17 protein-coding genes are annotated in these 22,675 nt (G+C 41.1%); 10 read left to right on the forward strand and 7 right to left on the reverse strand.

Annotated features, from left to right (window positions below):
- The first annotated feature begins 39 nt into the window (after positions 1–39).
- The 10 genes from HWQ40_RS22410 (at position 40) to HWQ40_RS22455 (ending at position 15,096) form a co-directional block, all read left to right on the forward strand.
- A complete protein-coding gene (locus HWQ40_RS22410; protein WP_292781968.1) occupies positions 40–2,271 on the forward strand; it encodes a polysaccharide biosynthesis tyrosine autokinase in 2,232 nt (743 codons plus the stop codon).
- Positions 2,272–3,042: 771 nt separating this feature from the next.
- Complete coding sequence (gene hepC, locus HWQ40_RS22415) at positions 3,043–3,762, forward strand: heterocyst development glycosyltransferase HepC (protein ID WP_292781970.1); 720 nt, start codon at positions 3,043–3,045, stop codon at positions 3,760–3,762.
- Between the two features lie 212 nt (positions 3,763–3,974).
- Positions 3,975–5,825: a heterocyst formation ABC transporter subunit HepA gene (hepA, locus tag HWQ40_RS22420; RefSeq protein ID WP_292781973.1), complete on the forward strand. Its 1,851-nt coding sequence runs from the start codon at positions 3,975–3,977 to the stop codon at positions 5,823–5,825.
- Positions 5,826–6,009: 184 nt separating this feature from the next.
- A complete protein-coding gene (locus HWQ40_RS22425) occupies positions 6,010–7,170 on the forward strand; it encodes a glycosyltransferase family 4 protein (RefSeq protein ID WP_292781975.1) in 1,161 nt (386 codons plus the stop codon).
- Positions 7,171–7,234: 64 nt separating this feature from the next.
- Positions 7,235–8,227, forward strand: coding sequence for a glycosyltransferase family 2 protein (locus tag HWQ40_RS22430; RefSeq protein ID WP_292781978.1), 993 nt, complete (start codon positions 7,235–7,237; stop codon positions 8,225–8,227).
- Between the two features lie 144 nt (positions 8,228–8,371).
- Entirely contained in the window at positions 8,372–9,586 is a 1,215-nt protein-coding gene (locus HWQ40_RS22435) for a glycosyltransferase family 4 protein (protein ID WP_292781979.1), read from the forward strand.
- Positions 9,504–10,460 (forward strand): glycosyltransferase family 2 protein, encoded by a 957-nt coding sequence (locus HWQ40_RS22440; RefSeq protein WP_292781982.1) that lies wholly within the window; start codon positions 9,504–9,506, stop codon positions 10,458–10,460. The genes HWQ40_RS22435 and HWQ40_RS22440 overlap by 83 nt, the downstream gene beginning before the upstream one ends.
- Positions 10,461–10,523: 63 nt before the next feature.
- Positions 10,524–11,993 carry an O-antigen ligase domain-containing protein gene (locus tag HWQ40_RS22445; protein ID WP_292781985.1) on the forward strand — a complete coding sequence of 490 codons (1,470 nt, stop codon included), beginning with the start codon at positions 10,524–10,526 and terminating at the stop codon, positions 11,991–11,993.
- A 32-nt stretch (positions 11,994–12,025) separates the two neighbouring features.
- Positions 12,026–13,159 carry a glycosyltransferase family 4 protein gene (locus tag HWQ40_RS22450; RefSeq protein ID WP_292781988.1) on the forward strand — a complete coding sequence of 378 codons (1,134 nt, stop codon included), beginning with the start codon at positions 12,026–12,028 and terminating at the stop codon, positions 13,157–13,159.
- Between the two features lie 287 nt (positions 13,160–13,446).
- Positions 13,447–15,096, forward strand: a complete 1,650-nt coding sequence (locus tag HWQ40_RS22455) for a GMC family oxidoreductase (protein WP_292781991.1) — start codon at positions 13,447–13,449, stop codon at positions 15,094–15,096.
- Between the two features lie 183 nt (positions 15,097–15,279).
- Here the strand turns inward: HWQ40_RS22455 and HWQ40_RS22460 are convergent, their stop codons facing one another.
- From HWQ40_RS22460 to HWQ40_RS22490, 7 genes are all read right to left on the reverse strand, one after another.
- Positions 15,280–16,467: a sugar MFS transporter gene (locus tag HWQ40_RS22460; protein ID WP_292781994.1), complete on the reverse strand. Its 1,188-nt coding sequence runs from the start codon at positions 16,465–16,467 to the stop codon at positions 15,280–15,282.
- Positions 16,468–16,693: 226 nt separating this feature from the next.
- Positions 16,694–17,704: an SDR family oxidoreductase gene (locus HWQ40_RS22465; protein WP_292781996.1), complete on the reverse strand. Its 1,011-nt coding sequence runs from the start codon at positions 17,702–17,704 to the stop codon at positions 16,694–16,696.
- A gap of 691 nt (positions 17,705–18,395) precedes the next feature.
- Positions 18,396–19,667, reverse strand: coding sequence for a carbamoylphosphate synthase large subunit (locus HWQ40_RS22470; protein WP_292781999.1), 1,272 nt, complete (start codon positions 19,665–19,667; stop codon positions 18,396–18,398).
- On the reverse strand, positions 19,664–19,903 hold the full coding sequence (locus HWQ40_RS22475; protein ID WP_292782002.1) for a hypothetical protein: 240 nt from the start codon (positions 19,901–19,903) through the stop codon (positions 19,664–19,666). The genes HWQ40_RS22470 and HWQ40_RS22475 overlap by 4 nt, the downstream gene beginning before the upstream one ends.
- A 491-nt stretch (positions 19,904–20,394) precedes the next feature.
- Positions 20,395–20,778, reverse strand: coding sequence for a hypothetical protein (locus tag HWQ40_RS22480; RefSeq protein ID WP_292782004.1), 384 nt, complete (start codon positions 20,776–20,778; stop codon positions 20,395–20,397).
- A 178-nt stretch (positions 20,779–20,956) separates the two neighbouring features.
- The gene (locus tag HWQ40_RS22485) at positions 20,957–21,496 is read right to left on the reverse strand and encodes a DOMON-like domain-containing protein (RefSeq protein WP_292782007.1); all 540 of its coding nucleotides are present in this window, start codon (positions 21,494–21,496) and stop codon (positions 20,957–20,959) included.
- A complete protein-coding gene (locus HWQ40_RS22490) occupies positions 21,493–22,611 on the reverse strand; it encodes an aminoglycoside phosphotransferase family protein (protein ID WP_292782036.1) in 1,119 nt (372 codons plus the stop codon). Before HWQ40_RS22490 ends, HWQ40_RS22485 begins: the two co-directional genes overlap by 4 nt.
- Positions 22,612–22,675: the final 64 nt, after the last annotated feature.

Below are 22,675 nucleotides of genomic sequence, written 5' to 3' on the forward strand. Positions count from 1 at the left end.
AATCTCTTAGCGTAAGTCTTGAAGACAAGGATAATAAAAGTGGTTCAAACTAGTCTAAATCCTCATCTAGCTCCAGCTTCTGAAAGTGAACCAAGTTACGGGCAAATGTTTGCCGTATTTGTGCGGAGATTTCCTTGGTTCTTAGCAGTATTAATTAGTTCTCTTGTTATTGCCAGCATAGTAACTGTAAAGACAAAACCTACTTATAAAAGTTCTATGCAACTGCTAGTAGAACCTAACTATCAAGGTAAGACAGAAGGTGGTGCGGGGGTAGACAATCAGTTTACTGACTCTAATGTGGTCATAGATACTGCCACCCAGCTTAACTTGATGCAAAGTTCGGGACTAATCCAAAAAGCAGTTGATAAACTTCAGTCTAATTATCCAGATATAACTTCAGCTGAAATAAAAGCTTCTTTGGTCTTAACTCAAATCAGGAGCAAAGAAGATAATGTCGCTACTAAAATATTTCAAGTTGAATACACCGCTGGAGATCCTGAAAAAACCCAAAAAGTTCTAGATGCAATTCGACAAGTTTATCTGGAATATAACAAACAACAACAGAGTTCGCGTTTACAAAAAGGTCTGCAAATCATCAGGGAACAGTTAAGTAAAGCCAGTGAAGAAGTAAACGCGGCTGAGACAAATTTACAAAGATTTCGCAGAAATCAGAACTTAATCGATCCAGAGTCACAGGCCAAAGCGATTGAAACAGCTTTGAACAATCTTTCTCAAGAAAGACAGACAACTCGTGCTCAGTATGGGGAAGCTTTAGCACGCCAAAAATCTTTAGAAGAACAACTTAACCGTTCTCCCCAAAATGCTTTAGTTGCTTCTCGTTTGAGTCAGTCTACTCGCTATCAAGGCTTACTAAACGAAATCCAAAAAAGCGAATTGGCACTAGCACAAGAACGCTTACGCTTTACAGATCAAACTCCAAGTGTGCAAAAGCTCAAAGAACAGCTTCAGGGGCAGAAGGAATTATTGCAACAAGAGGTAGGAAGAACTTTAGGCGGAAAGTCTTCTGGTGCATTGACTTCTGGGGACTCTCTTCTCGAAAAAGGACAGCTCGGCCAAATCGATCTCAGCCTTGCTGGTCAGTTAGTAGAAACGCAGACAACTATAGTTGCTTTAACTGCTCGCGATCAAAGTTTGGCCCAGAAAGAAAACGAGTTGCGTTTTGAAATCAAACGCTTCCCGCCTCTGTTGGCTTATTACAATCGAATGCTACCGCAGTTGCAATTTAGCCGTGAAAGGTTAGAGCAGCTTTTAAGAGCAGAACAACAATTACGCCAAGAACTTTCCAAGGGTGGATTTAATTGGGAAGTGGTGGAAGATCCCCAAAAAGGCGCACAATTAGGCCCCAATCTCCAACAGAACTTGCTCTTAGGTGCTGTGGTTGGGTTAATGTTAGGAGGTATTGCTGCCTTTATTCGGGAATCGGCTGATGATGCAGTTCACACCACTGCTGAGTTAGAGAAGCAAATGGCTATGCCGTTGTTGGGAACAACTCCCAAGTTACCGCCAGCTAAACCCAGAGAATCAATGATCAAGTTGCCTTTTGGCAAGCCAGAAGTTCTCGCCCCTTGGACAATTCAGGTATTGCAATCTCCACCGCGTTGGGAATCGCTGGATCTGATTTACAAAAACATCGAACTTTTAAATACTGTTACTAATTTAAAATCTTTGATGATTACCTCGGCTTTAGCCGATGAGGGTAAATCAGCTTTGGCGTTGGGTTTGGCAATGAGTGCTGCTCGTTTACACAAAAGGGTACTGCTGATTGATGCCAACTTACGCGATCCCAGTTTGCACCATCAACTGAATCTTCCTAATGAGCAGGGGCTTTCAACTTTATTGGCGAGTGATACAACTCTACCCAACCAAATTAGTCTTCAATACTCAGGTTCTGCCTACATCGATATTTTGACTGCTGGCCCCAAACCTGCCGACCCAGCTAATCTGTTGAGTTCCCCTCGGATGATGCAATTAATGGCAGCATTTGAGGAAAATTATGATTTGGTACTGATAGATGCACCCCCAGTTCTCGGCTTAGTGGATGCCATGCTTACCGCATCATCTTGTCGTAGCGTGGTTATGGTGGCAAGCATTGGTATTGTGACACGAAGTCAGCTTAATCAAGCGACAGCTATGTTGAGTAAGTTAAATTTGATTGGGGTTGTAGCTAATGGGGTATCAAACTCTAGTAGTAATTACGTACCTAATATCAAACAACAGCAATTAGCTCTACGTCAAGCTGTAGAAAAGTAATTCGTAATTCGTAATGACGCTCGTTCGCCCTTGGCGTCTCCCCTTGGGAGAAGACTCGCTACCGCTGCGCTAACGTAATTCGTAATTACTGTTCTGTAAGGGTTTTAAGCATTTAAAATGTTTGGCTTATTTAAGCTGCGCTGTACTAGTACCGCTAGATGATAAATCCCCGACTTCTCTAAGGAAGTCGGGGATTTTGGGTTTCACATTTATAACCAAAATTTAATTTTGTTGCTATCAGGAAAATTTCAGTATATTTATGCTATCTTTATGGTTTTTCAGAGAAATTACGGACTATTTAAAGAGCAGATAAAGAATTTATTTGAGCGATCGCTATTTCTACATAGTCTTATATTCTAGAGATTAAAGCACCTTCATAAAGGCTAGAAGACAAGAGCAGACTGGTTTTGTTAAATCTATCGACAGAATCAACACCTCAGCGTAATTAAACGTAGATATAGATTCATGGGTAATTTCCCTCTACACTTCTCTACTGTCAGTAGTTTCCGGAAAATCAAGATTTGCCCATGAATGTTAATAGTAGCGGTGATTGCTACCTATGTAATTAGTATCTGTCTAATTTGTACATCTCTACACCAGCAGAATTCTACGCAATACGTGCTTGGCTGAGTGGCAAATACTATAGCATATTTTTGCCCTCAATTCTCTCCAACTTTTTGGACTTACAACAAGATTCGGATTTGGGTCTTTGGCATTAATAGCCTTTGATAACGCCTCAGTAATTCACTCCTGTATAAACCCAAAGACATTATGACAACTTCAATAATTCCAACTCTAGAGAATTTATATGATGTAACCCAGTCACACCAAGATAATCGTGGGTACTGCACGCTCCAGTGGCGGCGGGGTAAGCTTTTGGTGAAAGTGCCAGGACGAGTTAAACAACCATATCTGGCTTCATTAGATAATAAGCGATCGCTAATAGAATGCTTACAACATTCTCCAGTAAGTTTGGTCAGCATAGATCCAAAATTGGGTCAGACCTTGCTCAAATTTTGGGCAGATGCATGTGAAGCAGCTCAAAAACCAATATTCCTAAGCATACCCGCTGGCAAAAAATTTCCTAACCAACCCTTCAGACAATTGCAGCGAGTAATTGATTGGATTGCTGCTTTCGTATTGCTGCTATTAGTAAGTCCAGTCATGTTGGGATTGATTGTATTAATGCAGGTTTACTCGCCAGGGTCACTTTTTTGTCATGAATGGCGTGTTGGGGAACGGGGTAAACTCTTTCAAGCGATGAGCTTTTGCACCCACAATAACACACCACTAGAGCGTTGGATGGGTAAATACAATCTCGACAATCTACCACAGTTATTTAACGTGCTACGGGGTGACATGAGTTTAACCGGATCTCGTTGTTGGACTTTGGAAGATGCAGTACAGCTAAATAAATTACCAGAAATTACAGCTGACTGGGAAGTAGAGGCACAGTCTCATCTATTACATCTGGATAGCCAAACCCTGTAATTTATCTGTGCGGTAATTGATGATTTCATCTACCGCACTGAGGCTCAAACAAAAATTGTTTATGTAGCATCTATAGAGTAATCCGGTTCTAGATAATTGGTTTTTCAAGACGCGATAAATCACATCTCTACATCAAGGTTTTGTTACTTATTTTGAACCAGTATCGTTCTATAGATGTCTATCTACCTTGCCAAAATATTATGATAAAATCCATGAATTTTCAACTGACTCAGCCACTCAGTAATCTGCTTAAAGCTAGCAGCTTTTGGCAGGACAACTATTTGATATTGCGAGAATTTAAACACTTTCGCAAAATTGCAATTTTAGCGCTGATTTTCTCAATTTTGGCAGCAACTTTTGAAGGTGTAAGTATTGGTTTCTTACTTTCCTTTTTGCAAAGCTTAACTAGCCCTAATGCTCAACCTGTCCAAACAGGAATAGAATGGTTTGATCTTTGGATTTTGGGAGCCAAGACATCAGCAATTAATCGTTTATATCGCGTATCTTTGCTGATTCTATTGAGTACTTGGTTACGTGCCACCTTCAATTATTTTTCTCAAGTCTATACTGAATTATCTCAACTACATCTTGCCGATCGCTTACGCAAGCAAATTTTTGAACAGTTACAATCCTTATCACTAAGTTACTTTAGTAAGACTCGTTCTGGCGAACTAATTAACACAATTACTACAGAGATTGAAAGAATTAGACAAGGTTTTAGTGGCGGAGCTTTTTTAGTAACTAGAGGACTGACAACCTTTGTCTACTTAATATCAATGTTTTTGATCTCATGGCAATTGACGATAATATCAGCATTACTATTTACACTTTTAGGTGTAGGGTTGTCAAATCTGAATGCCAGAGTCAGAGAATCGAGTTTTGGCATGACAACTGCTAATGCTAATTTTACATCAACAGCCATAGAATTTATTAATGGTATCCGCACTGTTCATTCTTGTGGTACTCAAGAATTTGAGCGTCAGCGTTACTATAAAGCTAGCGATAAGGTAATAAGTAGCACAACAAAAGTTGTATTTACCTGGACACTTGTAAAGCCAATTGCTGAAGCGGTAGCGACTACGGTATTGATCGGAATGATTATTTTGGCATTCACTAGTCTTGTCACTAATGGAACGCTACAAGTTGCTTCTTTGCTAACCTTTTTCTTTGTACTATTTCGCTTTATCCCATTTGTTCAAGATATTAATGGCACGAGAGCATATCTTAGCACTTTACATGGTTCAGCAGACAATATTAAAAATCTGTTGAGAAGTGATGAAAAATATTACTTTCAAAATGGCAGAGTTCAGTTTAAGGGATTAAACAGGTCAATAGATTTAGTATCTGTGGATTTTGGCTATGATGATGAAAATCTAGTACTGCATAATATTACCCTGACGATCGAAAAGGGAAAGATGACAGCGTTAGTTGGATCGTCTGGCGCTGGTAAAACAACCCTTGCTGATTTGATTCCCCGATTTTATAATGCTACAGATGGATATCTTTACATTGATGAAATCGATATCCGGCAGTTTGAAATTAACTCTCTCCGTCGCAAAATAGCTGTCGTCAGTCAGGATACTTTTATCTTCAATACTAATGTTTGGCAGAATATTTCTTACGGAACTCCAGAAGCGACAAATGAGGAAATTCAAGAAGCAGCTAAACTAGCGAATGCACTAGAATTTATTTTGGAAATGCCCGAAGGTTTTGATACCCAATTAGGAGATCGGGGTGTTAGGTTATCTGGAGGACAAAGACAGCGAATTGCTATTGCACGAGCTTTACTGCGGAACCCAGAAATTTTGATTTTGGATGAAGCAACTAGCGCCTTAGATTCGCTATCTGAGCGCTTAATTCAAGATTCATTAGAAAAGCTATCTGTTGGTAAAACAGTAATTGCGATCGCTCACCGTCTTTCTACTATTTCTAAAGCAGATAAAGTTGTAGTTTTAGAACAGGGACGGATAGTAGAGCAAGGTAAGTATCAAGAACTGTTGGAACTAAAAGGCAAGCTTTGGAAATATCATCAAATGCAGTATGAACTAAGGCAGCCAGATTAGAAACAATATCCAATTACCAAAGTACTTACAACATATTCATCGGCTGTAAATCTCTACAGCCGTAAACCACTAAATATGTATCAGTAATTTAGCAAAATAGGAAAAAAATCAGATTTTAAATACTTATTATCCCGATAAATAAGTTATTAAAATTAGTTCTATATACTTGAAAGTCATAGAAAATATGTCCCAGGAAATCTTTGACAAAGACCTAATCTATCAATGCTCGAATTTTGGTGTCGGTGGGAGCGGAGGTGTTGAAACTTACTTAGCTTCTCTGTTTGAACATCGACCACCTGATGTTAGCGATCGCGTTATCAAATCGCTGAAAAATATCGATCAAAGCCAGTTCAAACTGCTGCACATCCACAGTCCAGATTTGCTATTACAGCTTACAGGCGAATGTCCTGCTATCTTCAGCGTTCATAATCACTCATTCTACTGCCCTAGTGGCACAAAGTATTTAGCAGAGCAACGGACAATCTGCGATCGCAACTTCTCTTACTTAGGATGTACCTGGGGTAAATTAGTAGATAAATGCGGTAGCCGTAGACCTTTAAGAACTCTTAGAGAACTTCAAACCACTCATCAGTTTTTAGATGTCTTGAAAAGGCTCAAAATTACTTTCATTGCTAATAGCGAATATGTGCGGCAAGAGTTAATTCAAAACGGTGTATCCCCTGAACAAACTATAATGTTACACTGTGGAATATCTATACCAGAAACAGCAACTTTTCCCCTAAGCTTGGAAGTACATCAAAATCATAGAATTTTGTTTGCTGGACGAATTGTTTCTGATAAAGGTCTGGAATGGTTACTCAAAACCTTAATACATACAGATCCAAAAATTCAACTTGATATTGCAGGTGAAGGTTGGGAACGACCACGGTTAGAAAAGTTAGCAACTACACTCGGATTGAATAAGCGAATCACTTGGCATGGTTGGTGCAATTCGGATAAATTAGATAAACTTTATCAACAGTGTTTTGCAGTCATCTTTCCCAGTGTTTGGCCTGAACCTGCCGGTCTTGTAACTTTGGAAGCATACTCTCGTTATCGACCTGTAATTGGTAGTGCAGTCGGAGGGATTCCAGAACATTTACGAGATGGAGAAACGGGTATTCTTGTTCCAAGCAATAATATCCAAAAGATGGCTGATAGTATTAATGAATTGTATAGAGATTATCAAAAAAGCCGATACATGGGTGAGCAAGGTCATACTTTATTGATGAAGGAATTTACAATGGCTGCTCATGTAAATAATCTCCGAACAATTTATGCAAAAACAATAGCTGAATTTCCTTCCCAAGCCAACAAATTATATAGTATTTCTCAAGCTAGATAAGCTGGATTTGGTAAAAATATCAAATAGTGCATCTTTTACTTAGAAAATATAAAGGAAGAAAAATATGTCATTACATCAAGAATGTCAACAACCTTTAGTCAGCGTTGTTATCCCCACCTATAATCGACCAGACTATCTCAAGCAAGCGATCGCAAGTGCTATAAAACAAACTTATCAAAATATTGAAATTATTATTTCTGATAATTGTAGTTCAGAAAATCCCCAGGCACTTGTCGCATCTTTTGGTGATTCACGCATCAGATTTTGGCGACATCAGCAAAATGTGGGTATGTTAGCTAATCAGCAGCATGGCTTTAAGATGGCGCAAGGTAAATATGTTGCTAGTCTCCATGACGATGATATTTGGAATGAAGACTTTTTAGCAAAGCTTGTACCACCACTAGAAGCAAATTCTGATTTAATTCTCGCTTTTTGTGACCAATATATTATAGATGCTAATGGCATAATTAATCATGCTGGTACCGAAGAAAACACACGCGCTTACAAGCGAGACAAACTAGCAAAAGGAATTCATCAACCTTTTTCCAAAATTGGGTTAGTAGATAAAAGTATACCTACTGCTGTATCTTGTGTGATTCGCAATAATTTGGTGGATTGGGATAGTATTCCCTCAGAAGTTGGTGGGATGTGGGATTTATATTTAACCTATCTATTTTGTATATCTGGTTATGGCGCTTACTATTGTCCAGAAAGATTGACGCGATATCGTGCCCATGAGCAAACTGATACTATGCTCAGTGGTAGTCGAGATGTACAAGCAAAAATTCGCAAAGCTAAAAGCGAAATGTTTTGCTATCAAGTATTTATGGAAGACCCTGGGTTACAGGAATTTAGAACTCATTTTCAACAGAAATGGTTAGAAGCTAATACTACTTTGGGAATTGGTTTGCTACGAAGCGAACAGATAGCCGCAGCACGTCCTTATTTTTTGCAGGCGCTGAATCAACAAAAATTTAATGTGCGAACTATGGCAGCACTTAGTCTTAGTTTTACTCCGCAATTTTTAGCAAGTAAGTTAATAAAAGTAGCGAAATAATCAGGCAATCATATCTGAGTTGTGGTTCTAGTTTTTTTTACAAACCGCAAAGTATACAAAGAGCGCAAAGAGAATAGAAAAAGATTATTTAAAGTTTTTATTAGCGTCTCTGTGTGAAGCTCTTATCGTTAAGGAAGATAGTGGATGAAACTTTGTATTGTTACTCATAAAATCAAAAAAGGTGATGGTCAGGGACGGGTAAACTATGAGGTTGCTAAGGAAGCAATTTGTCGTGGTCATCACTTGACATTATTAGCTAGTGAAGTCGCACCAGAACTAGAAGATAATAGCCAAGTTAATTGGATTAAAATTCCAGTCAAAGGCTATCCTACAGAATTTGTACGTAATTTCATCTTTGCCCAAAAAAGTGCAGATTGGTTACGTAAACATCGCTCTGATATTGATTTAGTTAAAGTCAATGGAGCAATTAATCTGGCTGCGGCTGATGTGAATGCTGTACATTTTGTCCACAGTTCATGGTTGCGATCGCCTGTTCATATTTCCCGCAACCGCCGCGATTTATATGGTTTTTACCAATGGCTATTTACAGCGTTTAATGCCGGTTGGGAAAAACAAGCTTTCCAAAAAGCACAGGTTGTTGTGGCTGTATCTGAAAAGGTAGCCCAAGAATTAGTCAACATTGGTATACCGCGTTCTCGGATTCGGGTAATTGTCAATGGCGTTGATCTAGAAGAGTTTACCCCTGGTGAAAGCGTAGGCGATAGGCATCGCCAAAAATTAGGTTTACCGGAGAATGTCACCCTAGCCCTGTTTGCTGGAGACATCCGCACACCCAGAAAGAATTTAGATACAGTACTACACGCCTTGGTGAAAGTACCCGATTTACATTTGGCGGTGGTAGGTCATATCGAAGGTAGTCCCTTCCCACAACTAGCGGCATCCTTGGGGTTAAGTGAACGCGTGCATTTTGTCGGATTTCGCCGTGATATCCCCGAAATTATGCGGTCAGTAGATTTATTTATTTTTCCTTCCCGATATGAAGCTTGTAGCCTCGTATTGTTAGAAGCACTTTCTTCAGGACTACCAGTAATTACTGCCACAGCTACCGGGGGTGCAGAGTTGGTGACACCAGAATGTGGCATTGTCTTACCCGACTCAAATGATATCGATGCTTTGGCTGTGGCGATGATGTCCTTGGTAAGTGTAGATATGCTGATGCAGCAAATGAGTCAAGCTGCTCGTTCTGTGGCAGAACAACATAGCTGGACTGCTATGGCACAAACTTATGTGGATTTATTTGAGGAGTTAAGCAAGAATGCGGAACACCGTTCTGATACCGACTTATCGCCGTCCACAAGACCTCTCACGCTGCCTTTGGGCGCTACAGGAGCAAACTAAACCAGTGGATCAGGTGATAGTGGTTGTCCGCGATACGGATGCAGAAACTTGGCAATTTCTTGCCCAATACACAGCGCACAACTTGCCACTGCATCCCGTGAAAGTGACACAACCGGGGGTAGTAGCAGCTCTCAATGCCGGATTAGCAGCAGTGGAGGGCGATATTGTTTCCATTACTGATGATGATGCCGCACCGCACCCCGATTGGTTAGAGCGGATTGCAGCTTCCTTTACCTGTGATAGTCGCCTCGGCGGACTGGGAGGGCGTGATTGGATATACCACGGCAGCAAATTAGAAGACGAATCCCGCCCAGTAGTGGGACAGTTGCAATGGTTTGGGCGAGTCATTGGCAACCATCACCTGGGAGTGGGAGAACCCCGCGAAGTCGATATTCTCAAGGGCGTGAACATGAGTTTTCGTACCCAAGCTATCGGACAACTGCGCTTTGACGAACGGATGCGCGGTACTGGAGCGCAAGTACACTTTGAAATGGCATTCACCCTGGCATTAAAGCGGGCTGGTTGGAAGATAATTTACGATCCTAGTGTTGCTGTAGATCATTATCCAGCACAACGTTTTGACGAAGATCAGCGAAATAACTTTAATGAAATTGCCTTTATTAATTTAGTCCATAATGAAACCTTAGTTTTACTAGAGCATTTACCATTTATCCGCCGGATTGCATTTTTGTTCTGGGCAGTATTCGTGGGTACATGCGATAGTTTGGGCTTAGTACAATGGCTGAGATTTTTACCTAGCCAAGGGCAGTTGGCAGGGAAAAAGTTATTAGCATCTTGGCGTGGACGTTGGCAGGGATATAAACAATTCAAAATTCAGAATTCGCAATTCAGAATGAGGCAGAGCCTTGAATGACTTCATTCCCAGGCTAGAGCCTGGGAACGAGTTGAACTTATTTATATGTACATCTAAAATTGAATGAATTCTAAGCAGATACTTTTCAATAGTTTTTTACAAGAAAACTATTCTCCAGAAGAGCGATCGCTACAGGGTTGGATGGCGATCGCAGGCTTTATATTACTAACTGTAGTTTGCTATTTTGGTGGTGTTACTGCTGCATTGCGCCTAATTTACCCGGCGACAGCTTTAGTAGTAGCCTTATTTTTATACTTGCGGCATCCCATTCTCTACATTGGCTTTACCTGGTGGATTTGGTTTCTCACACCCTTAGCGACTCGCTTAGTTGACTATCGGGTGGGCTGGGATGCTAGCCGTCAAATGCTTATAGCACCCTACTTAGTGGTGTTTATTACGATAGCAACATTCTTGCGACACTTTCCCCGCACCTCTCGCCAAGGGGGTTTGCCGTTTGTTTTGGCTTTTGTCGGAGTGTTCTATGGCTTTCTCATCGGTCTAATTTACAACCCACCTATCCCTGTGGCACGCGGATTGATGGATTGGCTCAGTCCGGTTATTTTCGCTTTTCACTTATTTATCAACTGGCGAGATTATCCCAGCTATCGCCAGAACATTCAGCGAACATTTCTCTGGTGTGTGTTGATTTTAGGAACTTATGGCGTATATCAATTTGTGGTAGCTCCTGAGTGGGATAGATACTGGCTGATACAATCAAAATTATTCATGAGTTCTGGAAACCCTGTACCTTTTGGGATGCGCGTCTGGAGTACATTACACTCAGTTGGCCCCTTTGGTTCTGTTATGCAGGCTGGGTTACTGTTATTATTGACCGGTTCAGGAAGCTTAATTTTTCCGGCTTCAGCTGTTGGTTACTTATCTTTTCTATTAACACAAGCACGTACTAATTGGGGAGGCTGGTTATTTGGAATAATTATGATTATGGGTTCAGTCAAAGCCAAAATTCAAATGCGCTTAATTACCATAATTGTGGTCATGGCTATTTGTGTTGTGCCATTGACAACTATCGAACCAATTGCTGGGGTGGTGGCAGCACGTTTTGAAACTTTTTCTAATATTCAAGAAGATGGCAGCTTTAAAGATAGATCGGGAACTTACGACAGAAATCTTGGTTTAGCTCTTTCTAATGGTCTAGGTAACGGCTTAGGAAATATTTGGAAGGTCAACGAAAAAACTGGTCAAATTGAAGTAGTGGTAATTGATAGTGGCATTTTAGATATGTTTTTCACCCTTGGTTGGTTTGGAGGCATATTTTATATGGGTGGATTAATTTTCTTAATTATTAGTGTTAGCAGTTATGGTGAAGGTCGTTTCGATAGTTTTGTCAGTGCTGCCCGCGCCATTGGGATCAGTTCTGCTTCACAGTTAGTTATCGGTAGCGGGATGTTGAGCGTGTCAGGGATGATTCTTTGGGGATTTTTAGCTATGGCTATGGCAGGACATAAGTATTATAGCAATCCTCAGATGTTCTCCAATATTTCTAACTTCTCTAATAAATCGAGAATCTCATAAATCTTACAACTTAAATAGGACTTTTATAGATTATGAAAGTAATTATTGTCATGCCACTAGCCGAGCAACGAGGCGGTGGTGAAATGATGCTTTGGGATTTGGTGCAGCAGGGACGTAATGCTGGTGTTGAGTGGCTGGTGATATTTTTAGAAGACGGCCCGATGGTCGAACAAGTAAAGTCTCTGGGTATTGATGCGCGAGTTGTGGAAAGTGGACGTTTACGCCAAATCCACCGTTTTATTGGCGCTGTTTTGCGGATAGCTGCGATCGCTCGCCGCGAACGTGCAGATATAATTGTCAATTGGATGTGGATCACGCATATATCTGGAGGTTTGGCAGCAATGTTGGCAGGGTTGCCTGCTGTGTGGTATCAACTAGAAGTACCTAGTGATAAAACTTGGTTGGTACGAATTGCAACTTTCATTCCAGCGCGGGCAGTTATCACCCTCTCGCAAGATGGCAAGCAAGCACAGGCAGAGATTTGGCCTCACAGACCAACACCTTTGGTTTATCCTGGTGTCGCATTAGAACGATTTGAGCCTAATGCTTTACCTGCTCCAGAAGAAGCACGGCGGAAATTGGGTTTACCTTTACACGGGCCGTTGATTGGAATTGTGGGACGATTGCAACGATGGAAGGGAATGCACGTATTGGTGCAAGCGATGCCCAAAATTTTACAGAAGTATTCCGATGCCCATTGTCTGGTGGTTGGCGGTAAGCACGATTTAGAACCAGATTATGAAGACTTTTTAAAAGCCGAAATCGCCGCTTTAGGCTTGAAAGACCAAGTAATTATGGCTGGACTACAGCGTAATATCCCGGAGTGGGTGCAGGCAATGGATGTATTTGTTCATGCATCAGATAAAGAACCGTTTGGGATTGTGATTATTGAGGCAATGGCGCTGGGTAAACCTGTAATTGCTGGCAGTGCAGGTGGGCCGACAGAGATTATTACCGATGGTATGAATGGACTATTAACACCTTACGGCGATGCGGATAAATTAGCGATCGCAATTCTCCGCTATCTTGACGAGCAAGAATTTGCTCGAAGTGCGGGAGTCGCTGCCAGACAACGCGCTCTCGATTTTTCAACGCAGAATTATGCCCAAAATTTTATTAATGCAATTCGTTCTGTAATGCCTAGTGGTCTATCGCAAAAGTTTTGAGAGGTGAATTAGTTTTAAATTTCTCTTCTTTACCATCTTAACTTTGCGCTCTTTGTGTCCTTTGCAGTTCGTTTTATTAACCCAGCAAAATTAATGGGACAGACTACTAGTCCTTTATCGCAAAAGTTTTGATAGGTTTGTAGTAAGCACTTTAGTGCTTAAAAATCCAGGACTAAAGTCCTTACTACAAACGCATTTACGCCTCGTAATTAATGCGATAAATCATAATAAAACTCTCTGTGTGTCTGCGTGAGACAAAAAATATTTATGCAAAAGGAATTAAATCAATGTTGATTGATAGCCGCAAATTGCCAATAGATGAAGTTATCAATACTGAAGTTTGTATAGTTGGTGCTGGCCCAGCAGGAATTACACTCGCACGAGAATTAATTGGGCAAGACTTTCGAGTGTGCTTACTAGAAAGTGGTGATTTGGAATTTAATCAAGAAACTGCATCTCTTGGTGAAGGTGAAACAGTTGGAGATCCTTTTCCACCACTGCAAGATATGCGTCATCGTCAATTTGGTGGACTAGCTAATGTCTGGAATATTGAAATTAATAAAAATCAACTTGGTCTGAGGCACGTGCCGTTAGACGAAATAGATTTTGAAAAACGAGATTGGGTGCCATACAGTGGCTGGCCTTTTAGTAAATCTCACCTCAATCCATTTTATGAGCGCGCTCAAGCAGTCTGTAAACTCGGTTCTTTTGCTTATGAAGCCGAGGCTTGGGAAAATGCTCAATCTCCTCGGACACATTTCACAAGTGACCGAGTTACTACCAGTATGTTTCAGTTTGGCCCACGCGATATTTTCACCAATGAATATCGCCACCAAATCAATCAATCGCCTAATATCACCACATTCCTCAACGCCAATGTGGTAGAAATTGAGGCAGATGACACAGCCCAGACGGTGAAACATGTGCAAGTAGCTTGTTTATCTGGTAATAAATTTTGGGTTGTTGCAAAAGTATTTATTTTAGCCGCAGGTGGTATTGAAAACGCGCGTTTATTGTTATTGTCAAACAGAATTCAAAAGAATAGATTAGGCAATCAACATGATTTAGTGGGGAGATTCTTTATGGATCATCCTTTTATCCGTTGTGGTATGCTTGTTCCGCAAAATCGCAAAATCTTTAATTCGATGGCTTTGTATGATTTACGCCGCGTGAATAATGTCACAGTCATGGGAAAATTTGCCCTGACGGAACAAGTGATGCGCCGCGATAAATTACTAAATATGACCGCGTTGTTATATCCCAGAGATGAAAGGTATAGATCGGCAGCAAAGGCTTCTGCAAAAATTTTGTTCTCTTCAGTTCGACAAAGACAGTTACCTAAAAATATTTTTCAGCATTTGCAAAATGTCATGACGAATATTGATGATTTAGTAGCTGATTGGTATAAATATAATGTCAAAAAAGAATATTTATTCCCTGATTTGAGTCATGGAGGATGGTCTTACCATGAAAATAATGAACATAAATATACAAAGTTTGAAGTTCTCAGCCAAACTGAACAAACCCCAAATCCAGATAATCGGGTAACACTCAGTAATCAATTAGATAAGCTTGGCTGTCCACAAGCAAAATTAACTAATTATTGGAGCGAAATAGATATTTGCAGTGTGAAGCGATCGCAGCGAGTACTTGCAGAAGAGTTTGCTAGTGCCGGACTGGGTGAGTTGCAGATTGAATTGGATGGAGATCGTCCAATTGCTTCTCTTAGTACCCATCATAATATGGGTACAACACGTATGCATCACGACCCAAAACAAGGAGTAGTCGATGCAAATTGTCAAGTTCACGGCATCTCTAATTTATTTATGGCAGGTAGCTCTGTTTTCCCTACAGGAGGCTATGCTAATCCGACGCTCACCATTGTTGCCTTGGCAATTCGATTGGCTGATCATCTGAAAGCTGAATTGTCTCACTAAGTATAACTTTGTGTAAAATCGTCACGTTTTAGATGTAGCGATCGCCTGAGCTTTTCTTCGTGCCATTCAGTGCGAAAACTTATACCAATTCAATTAATGATTGCAACACATCCTTGGCTAAAGACGCGATGAATCGCGTCTCTACAAATGGTCTATTTGTCGCATTCTTTTTTCAAATTGGTATTACTTGCCCTTTACCGAATGTTGCACCAGCCAGCAATGTAAGCCCACCATTAAAAGCCCCAATGGCAGCATCAACATTGGGATGATTTCTAAACTTGCCCAACTTGCAACCCAGCCTGCTCCAGTGGGTATGATCGCTGCCCCCAAACTGGCGGCACTAGTGGCAATGCTAACAGCCGCAGGAACATGGGGGTCTGGCAATCGTTGAGGAATTAACCAAATGGTCGTAGGAAAGATGGCTGCCAACCCAAAGCCAATCAACGGTAAGCTAATCCATTGATCTGGCAGTTGCCACCAAGCAAGCAATCCAATGATCACAAGACTGAGTGACATACTGATTGTGCGGACTGCCCCAAGCCATTGCAAGAAATAACCTAAGATGAAACGTCCCAATGTTAATCCCACCCAGTAGGCACTAACGCTGTAACCAGCAATCAGCGTGGGAGTGTGACGAGCGACAGACTGCACAGTGTATGCCCAGTTGCCGATACAGGCTTCAGTACCAACATAAACCAGCAAAAGTAGTCCAGTTAGCAGTACTATCGGAGTTTGCAGCGCTCTGCCCAGATTTTCTAACGCAGTTGTCTTTGATGGCAATACCCTTACTGTCATTGGTGTGTAGTTGAAGATGATTACGCCCAGCACGCTCACAATTAATAGGCTGACAATCCCGGCTAATACTCCATAAACCTGTCGCCAGTTCATCCCAACTGCTAACAAAGTAGTAGCGATCGCAGGGCCTGAAAGAGCGCCAATACCATAGAAAGCATGGAGCAAACCAATCAAACTGGCACTGCGGGAATCTTGCACAATGTAGGTGTTAATGCCTGCATCAATCAACCCAATGCCCAATCCCAACGTCGATCCAGCGGCAACCATGAGAAACCAGGAGGGTGAGATGGCATAGATTGTCAGTGCCATCGTCAGCGCACCCGCAGCAATCAACAGCATTCGGGCTAACCCCAGCCGACTACTCACAAGACTGCTGGTGAATGCTGCCAGAATGTAGCCGCTAATTTGACTGAGAAACAGCAGGGTAACGGTTGCTGGAGTCAGGTTATACGTAGACAGAATGGAGGGCAGAAGAACTCCTAATCCTGCTTCAGCGATACCAATGGCAATAAAGGCATAGAAAGCGATCGCCGAACCTATCCACAGAGGCGGTAAGGTGCGTTGATAGTCTGTCATTGGCTGGAATGCTCCTGGCTCGGACAATTTGACTGCTGAGATTTACTCAATTAATCAAGAAACTTATGGTTGTGCAAAGTATGAATAGTTAAAAATATTTTTATAACTATCAAATGGCATTATTAGTAATTATCTCAAAATCTCATCACCATGTTGCTAAAAAGTCTACAAGGATTTATCTCAAATCCTTGTAAAAACTGGATTGCAACTTTTCTGACAAGTCTATTTATCCTTCCTTGTTGAATACTTGAGCTACTAGGAACGCTAATGCTGCTGTACCAGCGATCGCACCCCACTGAAGAAGCGGATTTTTATCTAGCCAGTCGGAAATGCTAGGTATAACTAAGTTACTAAAATCACCCTCAACTCTGTCGTCTTCAGGAACAGATTGGTAAAAATTATTTGCTGCATCTTCAGACTTCGCCTCAGAAGAACGTAGTAAATCGAAGCCGACGAGCAGTAACAGTGAATCTACTAATGATGGTGAGACGCGCTGTACCACATCTAATATTTTAGCTACATCCCCAACCAAGAAGTCACGAGTTGGATGTTCGGCTACGTAGAGGATAGCATCAGCTACAAGTTTGGGGTCATAGTAAGGTGGTATCCCGGAAGGCTTTACGCCTAATTTCGTCAGACCATTATTCCAAAATGGTGTGTTGATCACCGCTGGTTTCACACTCGTGACACTGATCGGCCATTTTTCATGTTGCAACTCAAGGCGCATGGCTTCGATAAAGCCCTCAACGCCGTGCTTGGCTGCTGAGTAAGCACTTTGGTAGGGGAGCGATCGCCTACCTTCCATTGAAGAAACATGGATCAGTGCCCCCCGTCCCTCACGCTTCAGATGGGGTAGGGCTGCCATTGCACCATAAACTTGTCCCATGAGATCGACATCAATGACATGCTTAAACTCTTCTGGTGTTGTGTTGTCGAAAGTAGCAAAGATGCCGATAGCAGAGACATGTACCCATGTATCGAGTCGCCCGTAGACTTCTACAGTTTTATCTGCGATCGCTTTAACTTGCTCAAATATTTCCACATCAGCTACGTAAAAAGTTGCCTCACCGCCAAAACCGCGAATCTCCTCCACTAAAGACTTTAGCTTCGACTCACTCCGAGCCGAGACTACGACTTTTGCGCCGCGTCTAGCAAACTCAAGAGCTGTGACACGTCCGATACCGCTGGAGGCTCCAACGACCGAAACGACTTGCTGATTGATTGGCTTTAATTGCATAAATGTTACTTCTTAAAAGAAATTAGGGATTGGGAATTGGCTTCGACAGCGTTAGAGACTTTAGCTTCAGTAGATAATTCAGTCGCTTTGTTAGTATCATTTGTTATTAAAAATATTTCTTAATAACTTTCCTATACATATATATGTTAATTATTATTACGGTTGCAGTTCTCTGTCTATTGGGGAATCTGAAAGCGCCACAGGAAGTATATGTAAGCATTTTCTAGACTTTTAAGACTTTCGACTAATAAACATCAGGAACTTGGTCAACAAATCTCACAAAATCTCATCTGTCGCCGTTTACTTACTTCAGAGGATGTTTGAAAAGTCTGTAGTAGTGTATCAAATATTTGTTTACCCCACCCTAACCCTCCCCGATGCATTGGGGAGGGAACTAGATTTTCCGGTTTCCCCCCTTTACAAGGGGGGATTAAGGGGGGTGAAAATGTGATTAAAATCACAGCCAAACACTTTTAAAACAACCTCTCAGACTCAACTTTCAAATGACACAATCTCCTGATGCTATTTACTTTTTTTACAAATAGCTTTTTAGTCTGATTCACTCCTCAAGACAGATGCGAAAGCAGATTTAATTGAACCTCCCGCTTCCTTGATTTTCTGGGCGATGGGTTGCACCCAAATCAATGCTACAGTGTGTGGCAATACTGCAACTTTATCTGATTAAATCTGTTTAAGGGAGCCATTGTAATCCCTTATTCTGTAACTTCTGCTCGATCTGCTGCATTTCCTGAATAGTTTCTCCAGTCACGATCGCATAAATTTCGGTGTAAATTTTTCCGTATTTGGCCCTCTCTAAAGCCGACAGAACGATTAAGTCCTTGCGATCTAGTTCTGGTTTTAAGGTGACTAAAATTGAATCTAATGTTCCTTCCATGCGGTAGCTACTAGAATATTGAGCAACTTCCTTTCCCAGTCCCAGTAGGGTGTGACGCTGCAAGCACAACGGAGTCGATCCATTGACTCGGAAATTGGCATCGATTGCATAAAACTGCCCGTCTCGATCTTCTAGCACATCAAACCCAATTACGCCGAAATAACCCTGTTTGTAAGCATACTGACCAATGGCGGCAATCATCTCAAAGAACTTGCTCATGTCAGTGTTGCGGTAGTCAATCAGTCCTCCTAAATAATTACCTTCTGGAGTGACGAGTTGGCTGGTAGTGCCGATGAGGGTTATCTCTCCCGTTTTGTTGACATAGAACTGTACGCAGTAATTCTGTACCTCATTTTTGATGAACTCCGAAACAATAATCCTATCGAGCAACTTAATATCCAGATATTTCTTGATTTCTTCAAGACAGTAGTTCAGATCGCTGAGGCTTTTGATGATATAAGTGCCTTCTCCTGAGAGTCCGTGGGACGTTTTAATTAAGTAGGGAAATTGTGGTAAATGAATGTCTTCTAGATTACAGGTGTGCAAATTGTAACTCTCGTATTTTGGACATTGCACCCCCAGTTCGGCTAGGGTTACTTTGCTGAGTAAGCGGTAATGAGTGTCTGAATCAATAGCGTGTTTTTCAGGTTTTAAATGATCGAAGGGAAATAGAGTGATGAGTTTGTCAAAGCGATCACTGTGGCTGAGATCATCCAGATAAGTCAAGCGATCCATCATCAACCTATTGGAGTAGCTGAAGCCGAAATGCTCTTGCCAGTATGCAAGCAGCGACTTTGGCGGCGGATTTATCGCAATTCCTGGAATGCGATCGCCTAATACAGCTAAAATTTTCCAAGGTTCCTTTTGGCAAATCTTGTCAAAGGAGGTTTTGGTGGCTTCACTACTGCCATCTTGAATAAAATATTTTTCCAGGTTGGGATAAGCAGCCCAACTGGCAGTTGCAGGGTAATTTAGGATAAACCCATAAGATACATCTGTGATATCTTGAGCAAACAGATCGGAAAGAGAACTCCCTTGAAAGTATTGAAAGTTATATTGTGAGTTCATTTAGCCCTCCCAGAAACCACATCCTCAAACAATTGGACAGATACATCTTTTGTCTGCACTCCTGCCAGCAGAACCTGAACTTGAACAGAGACAATTTCTTTAGTAATTGCAGCTAACGCTTTAATAAATTTCGGCAAAATGAATCTATCTTTTGGTTTACTTTGTTTAAAAAACCGTTGTAATTGTTTTGTTTTACTATATTTTATACCCTGAAGATTGCCATATTTTGTTTGCATAAAGCTAATATTTGATAATTGGCTTTTATTTATATATCTTACTTATCTTTTAATTAACTCTATCAAACGAAAGAAGTAAATTAGTTTATTTATTATCCTAAAATAACATGAATCCTAAATGATTGTTCATCTGATAAAACAATAAGCATGAAGGTGTGAATATGTAAATATCTCAACACAGAGATATTTAACCTAATTTTTCTGCCTGCTAGTGCGATCGCAATACGCTTCGCTTAAGGTTTTTTGATGAAAATTCTAGATTCATAAAGATGCGATAAATCCCCATCTTTACAAAAGACTGATTATTGTAGAGACGGCGATTCATCGCGTCTCTTGCCTTAAGCGAAATTATTTAGCAGGCACCTAATCTAAAACCCCCATACCTTAGATGTACAGGGGTTATTTCAGCTTGCGCGGAATGGTTCAAGGAAAAGGTTAACTTGTATTTCATCCAATTAGAAACTTAAACATAGCCATAGGCAAAGCTGTACTTATTCAGGATAATTTACTCCGGTTAATATTCCCAATTGTGAACTAACAGCACTTATATAATCTTGATTGTTTAAAACTTGTACTGGTAATTTTTTAGCATTGATCGCAGCTTTGACTAAATCTTTCGGAGTAATATTTCCGCGCTGACCTTCAGAAATCAAAGCTCCTCCACTAGGAACTCCTTGCTGTTTTAAACCACCTTGGTAAGCAAGATTAACAAGATTAAACGGCTGAATGTAGCTGACACTGGTGGAATTACTGCCTAATGGATCAGGATTAACTGCTGTGTTTATTGATGTGACTGTTTGAGCGCTAGCAATGCCAGATGTGAAGGCAAGAGAGGCAATGATAACTGTAGAATTTATCAATGTTGTTAATTTCATAAGGTACTCCTTAACTAGAGTGAAGTCAAATCAATAGTTTCTACTAATAGATTCCTCTTATTTATAAAAATAAACTTTATACAAGTGGCTCATCCAAACGGTTGAATTGTTTCTCATCCAAATGGGTGACTTGTTTACCACTTTCTTGCTCTGGCATATTGGTAGCAGTAACCATATCTCACAACTCAATGATAAAACTGTCTCGTAGATGAAAGTCAGCCTCTGCGCCTCGATGAGTTAATGCCCAGTAAGTCACATCGCCATTTTTATGTTTGATAACTGTAGTAATACCAATTTCAAGGGCTTGGTTTGCCGAGACGATTTTACTCAAATCGACATCTAACACAAGTGCTAAACCATCGGCTTGACTCTGAACATTAAATGGTAGCTTTTCAAAGGCTGTTTCCTCTTGCATCCCTTGACGATACCCATCAAAGCGATAGACATTCCAGTGTCCAGCAGGGGAAAGGTTGAATTCCCAATACCGTGCAGAATCTTTAATGCCAAGAAAAAACTCGAAGCAGGTATCTTCCCAAAGTTCATGCTTGCGTGATGGTGCATTTGATGGTGGAACAATTGCAATTTCTTTGAAATCGCCTCCAAGGGTGTAGGAGATGGTAAGTAGATTGGCATTTCGGGCGATATTGCCTGCAATTTTAAAATCAGGAAAGGACTCAGTAGAGGAGAAGGGTTGCAGGGAAAATGTCTGCTTGTTCATTTCATATCTTGGATAATTTTGCGAATCTGCGTTTCTTGAGATTCAATACTTTCAGTCAGCTTAAACTGGACGATCGCTCTTGCTAAGTTATGTTCTGGGTGCTTAACTTTGAAGTAGACATTCCCTGCTAAATAATCAGCAAAAAATCTCAGTCCTAGTTCAAAAGTAATTAGACGAATTGCATCATATATGTATGCATAATCATTCTCGGTCAGAAATGCCTTAGCCACAGCAAGATAACCCTGGAGGATTTCCTGACATAAATCAGTATCGAAATAAATACTTTCCCAATTTTCGGTTTCTTCACCAGCTGGATTGCAACCCGATCGCAGGCAATCACCAATATCGTAATGTACCAAACCGGGTTTCACGGTGTCGAGGTCGATGACGCTGACGGCTTGCTGGGTAACAATGTCAAACATAACGTTGTTGATTTTGGGATCGCCGTGCATCAGACGTAGAGGTAGTTTGCCTTCAGATTTGGCATTTTCTAGGATATGTGCAAAGGCTTGGCGATCGCTAACAAACTGTAAGCAATAATTAACTTCAAAAGATTGACTTACACTAGTTTTCGGCAAAACTTCCTGATAATGCTGGAGATAAAACGGTGTAATATGGAAGCCTTTGAGGGTGTCAGCAAGTTTTTCTGCTGGCAAATCGCTGATCAGATTGTGGAACATTCCCAAGGCATAACCGATTTCTTTCGCGTGGGAGCGATCGCGCATACTATCAAAGGACTGGGAGCCTTGAATAAAGCTGATTGCCCGCCAAAATGAGCCATCTGCATCCTTCCAGTGGTCTTGAGCGTTTTTGGTCAACAGTACGCGTGGCACTTCCCAGCGACGATTAAGGGGTGTATCCTGCAACCTTTTTTGAACGTGTTCAGTTAAGGTACGCATATTCTGCATAATCAGTTGTGGCTGACGAAACACCTGTGTGTTAATGCGTTGCAGGACAAAATGTTGTTCCTTTGGGGAATCTAGAGTTGCTAAAAAAGTGTCATTTATATTACCACTGCCAAATGCTTTAACGCTTGTAACCTTCCCCAGTTGGGCGAATTGGTTAGCGATCGCCACCAGATTTTCTGCGCCCTGTGTATTGAATTCTTCTATCATCTGTTTCACCTCTACTACTCCTCACGTACATTGCACGAAAGCAATAGGGGATATCGTAGCGCAA

This window comes from Nostoc sp. NMS9 (assembly GCF_017114995.1).
In the GTDB taxonomy this organism is placed as follows: domain Bacteria; phylum Cyanobacteriota; class Cyanobacteriia; order Cyanobacteriales; family Nostocaceae; genus Nostoc.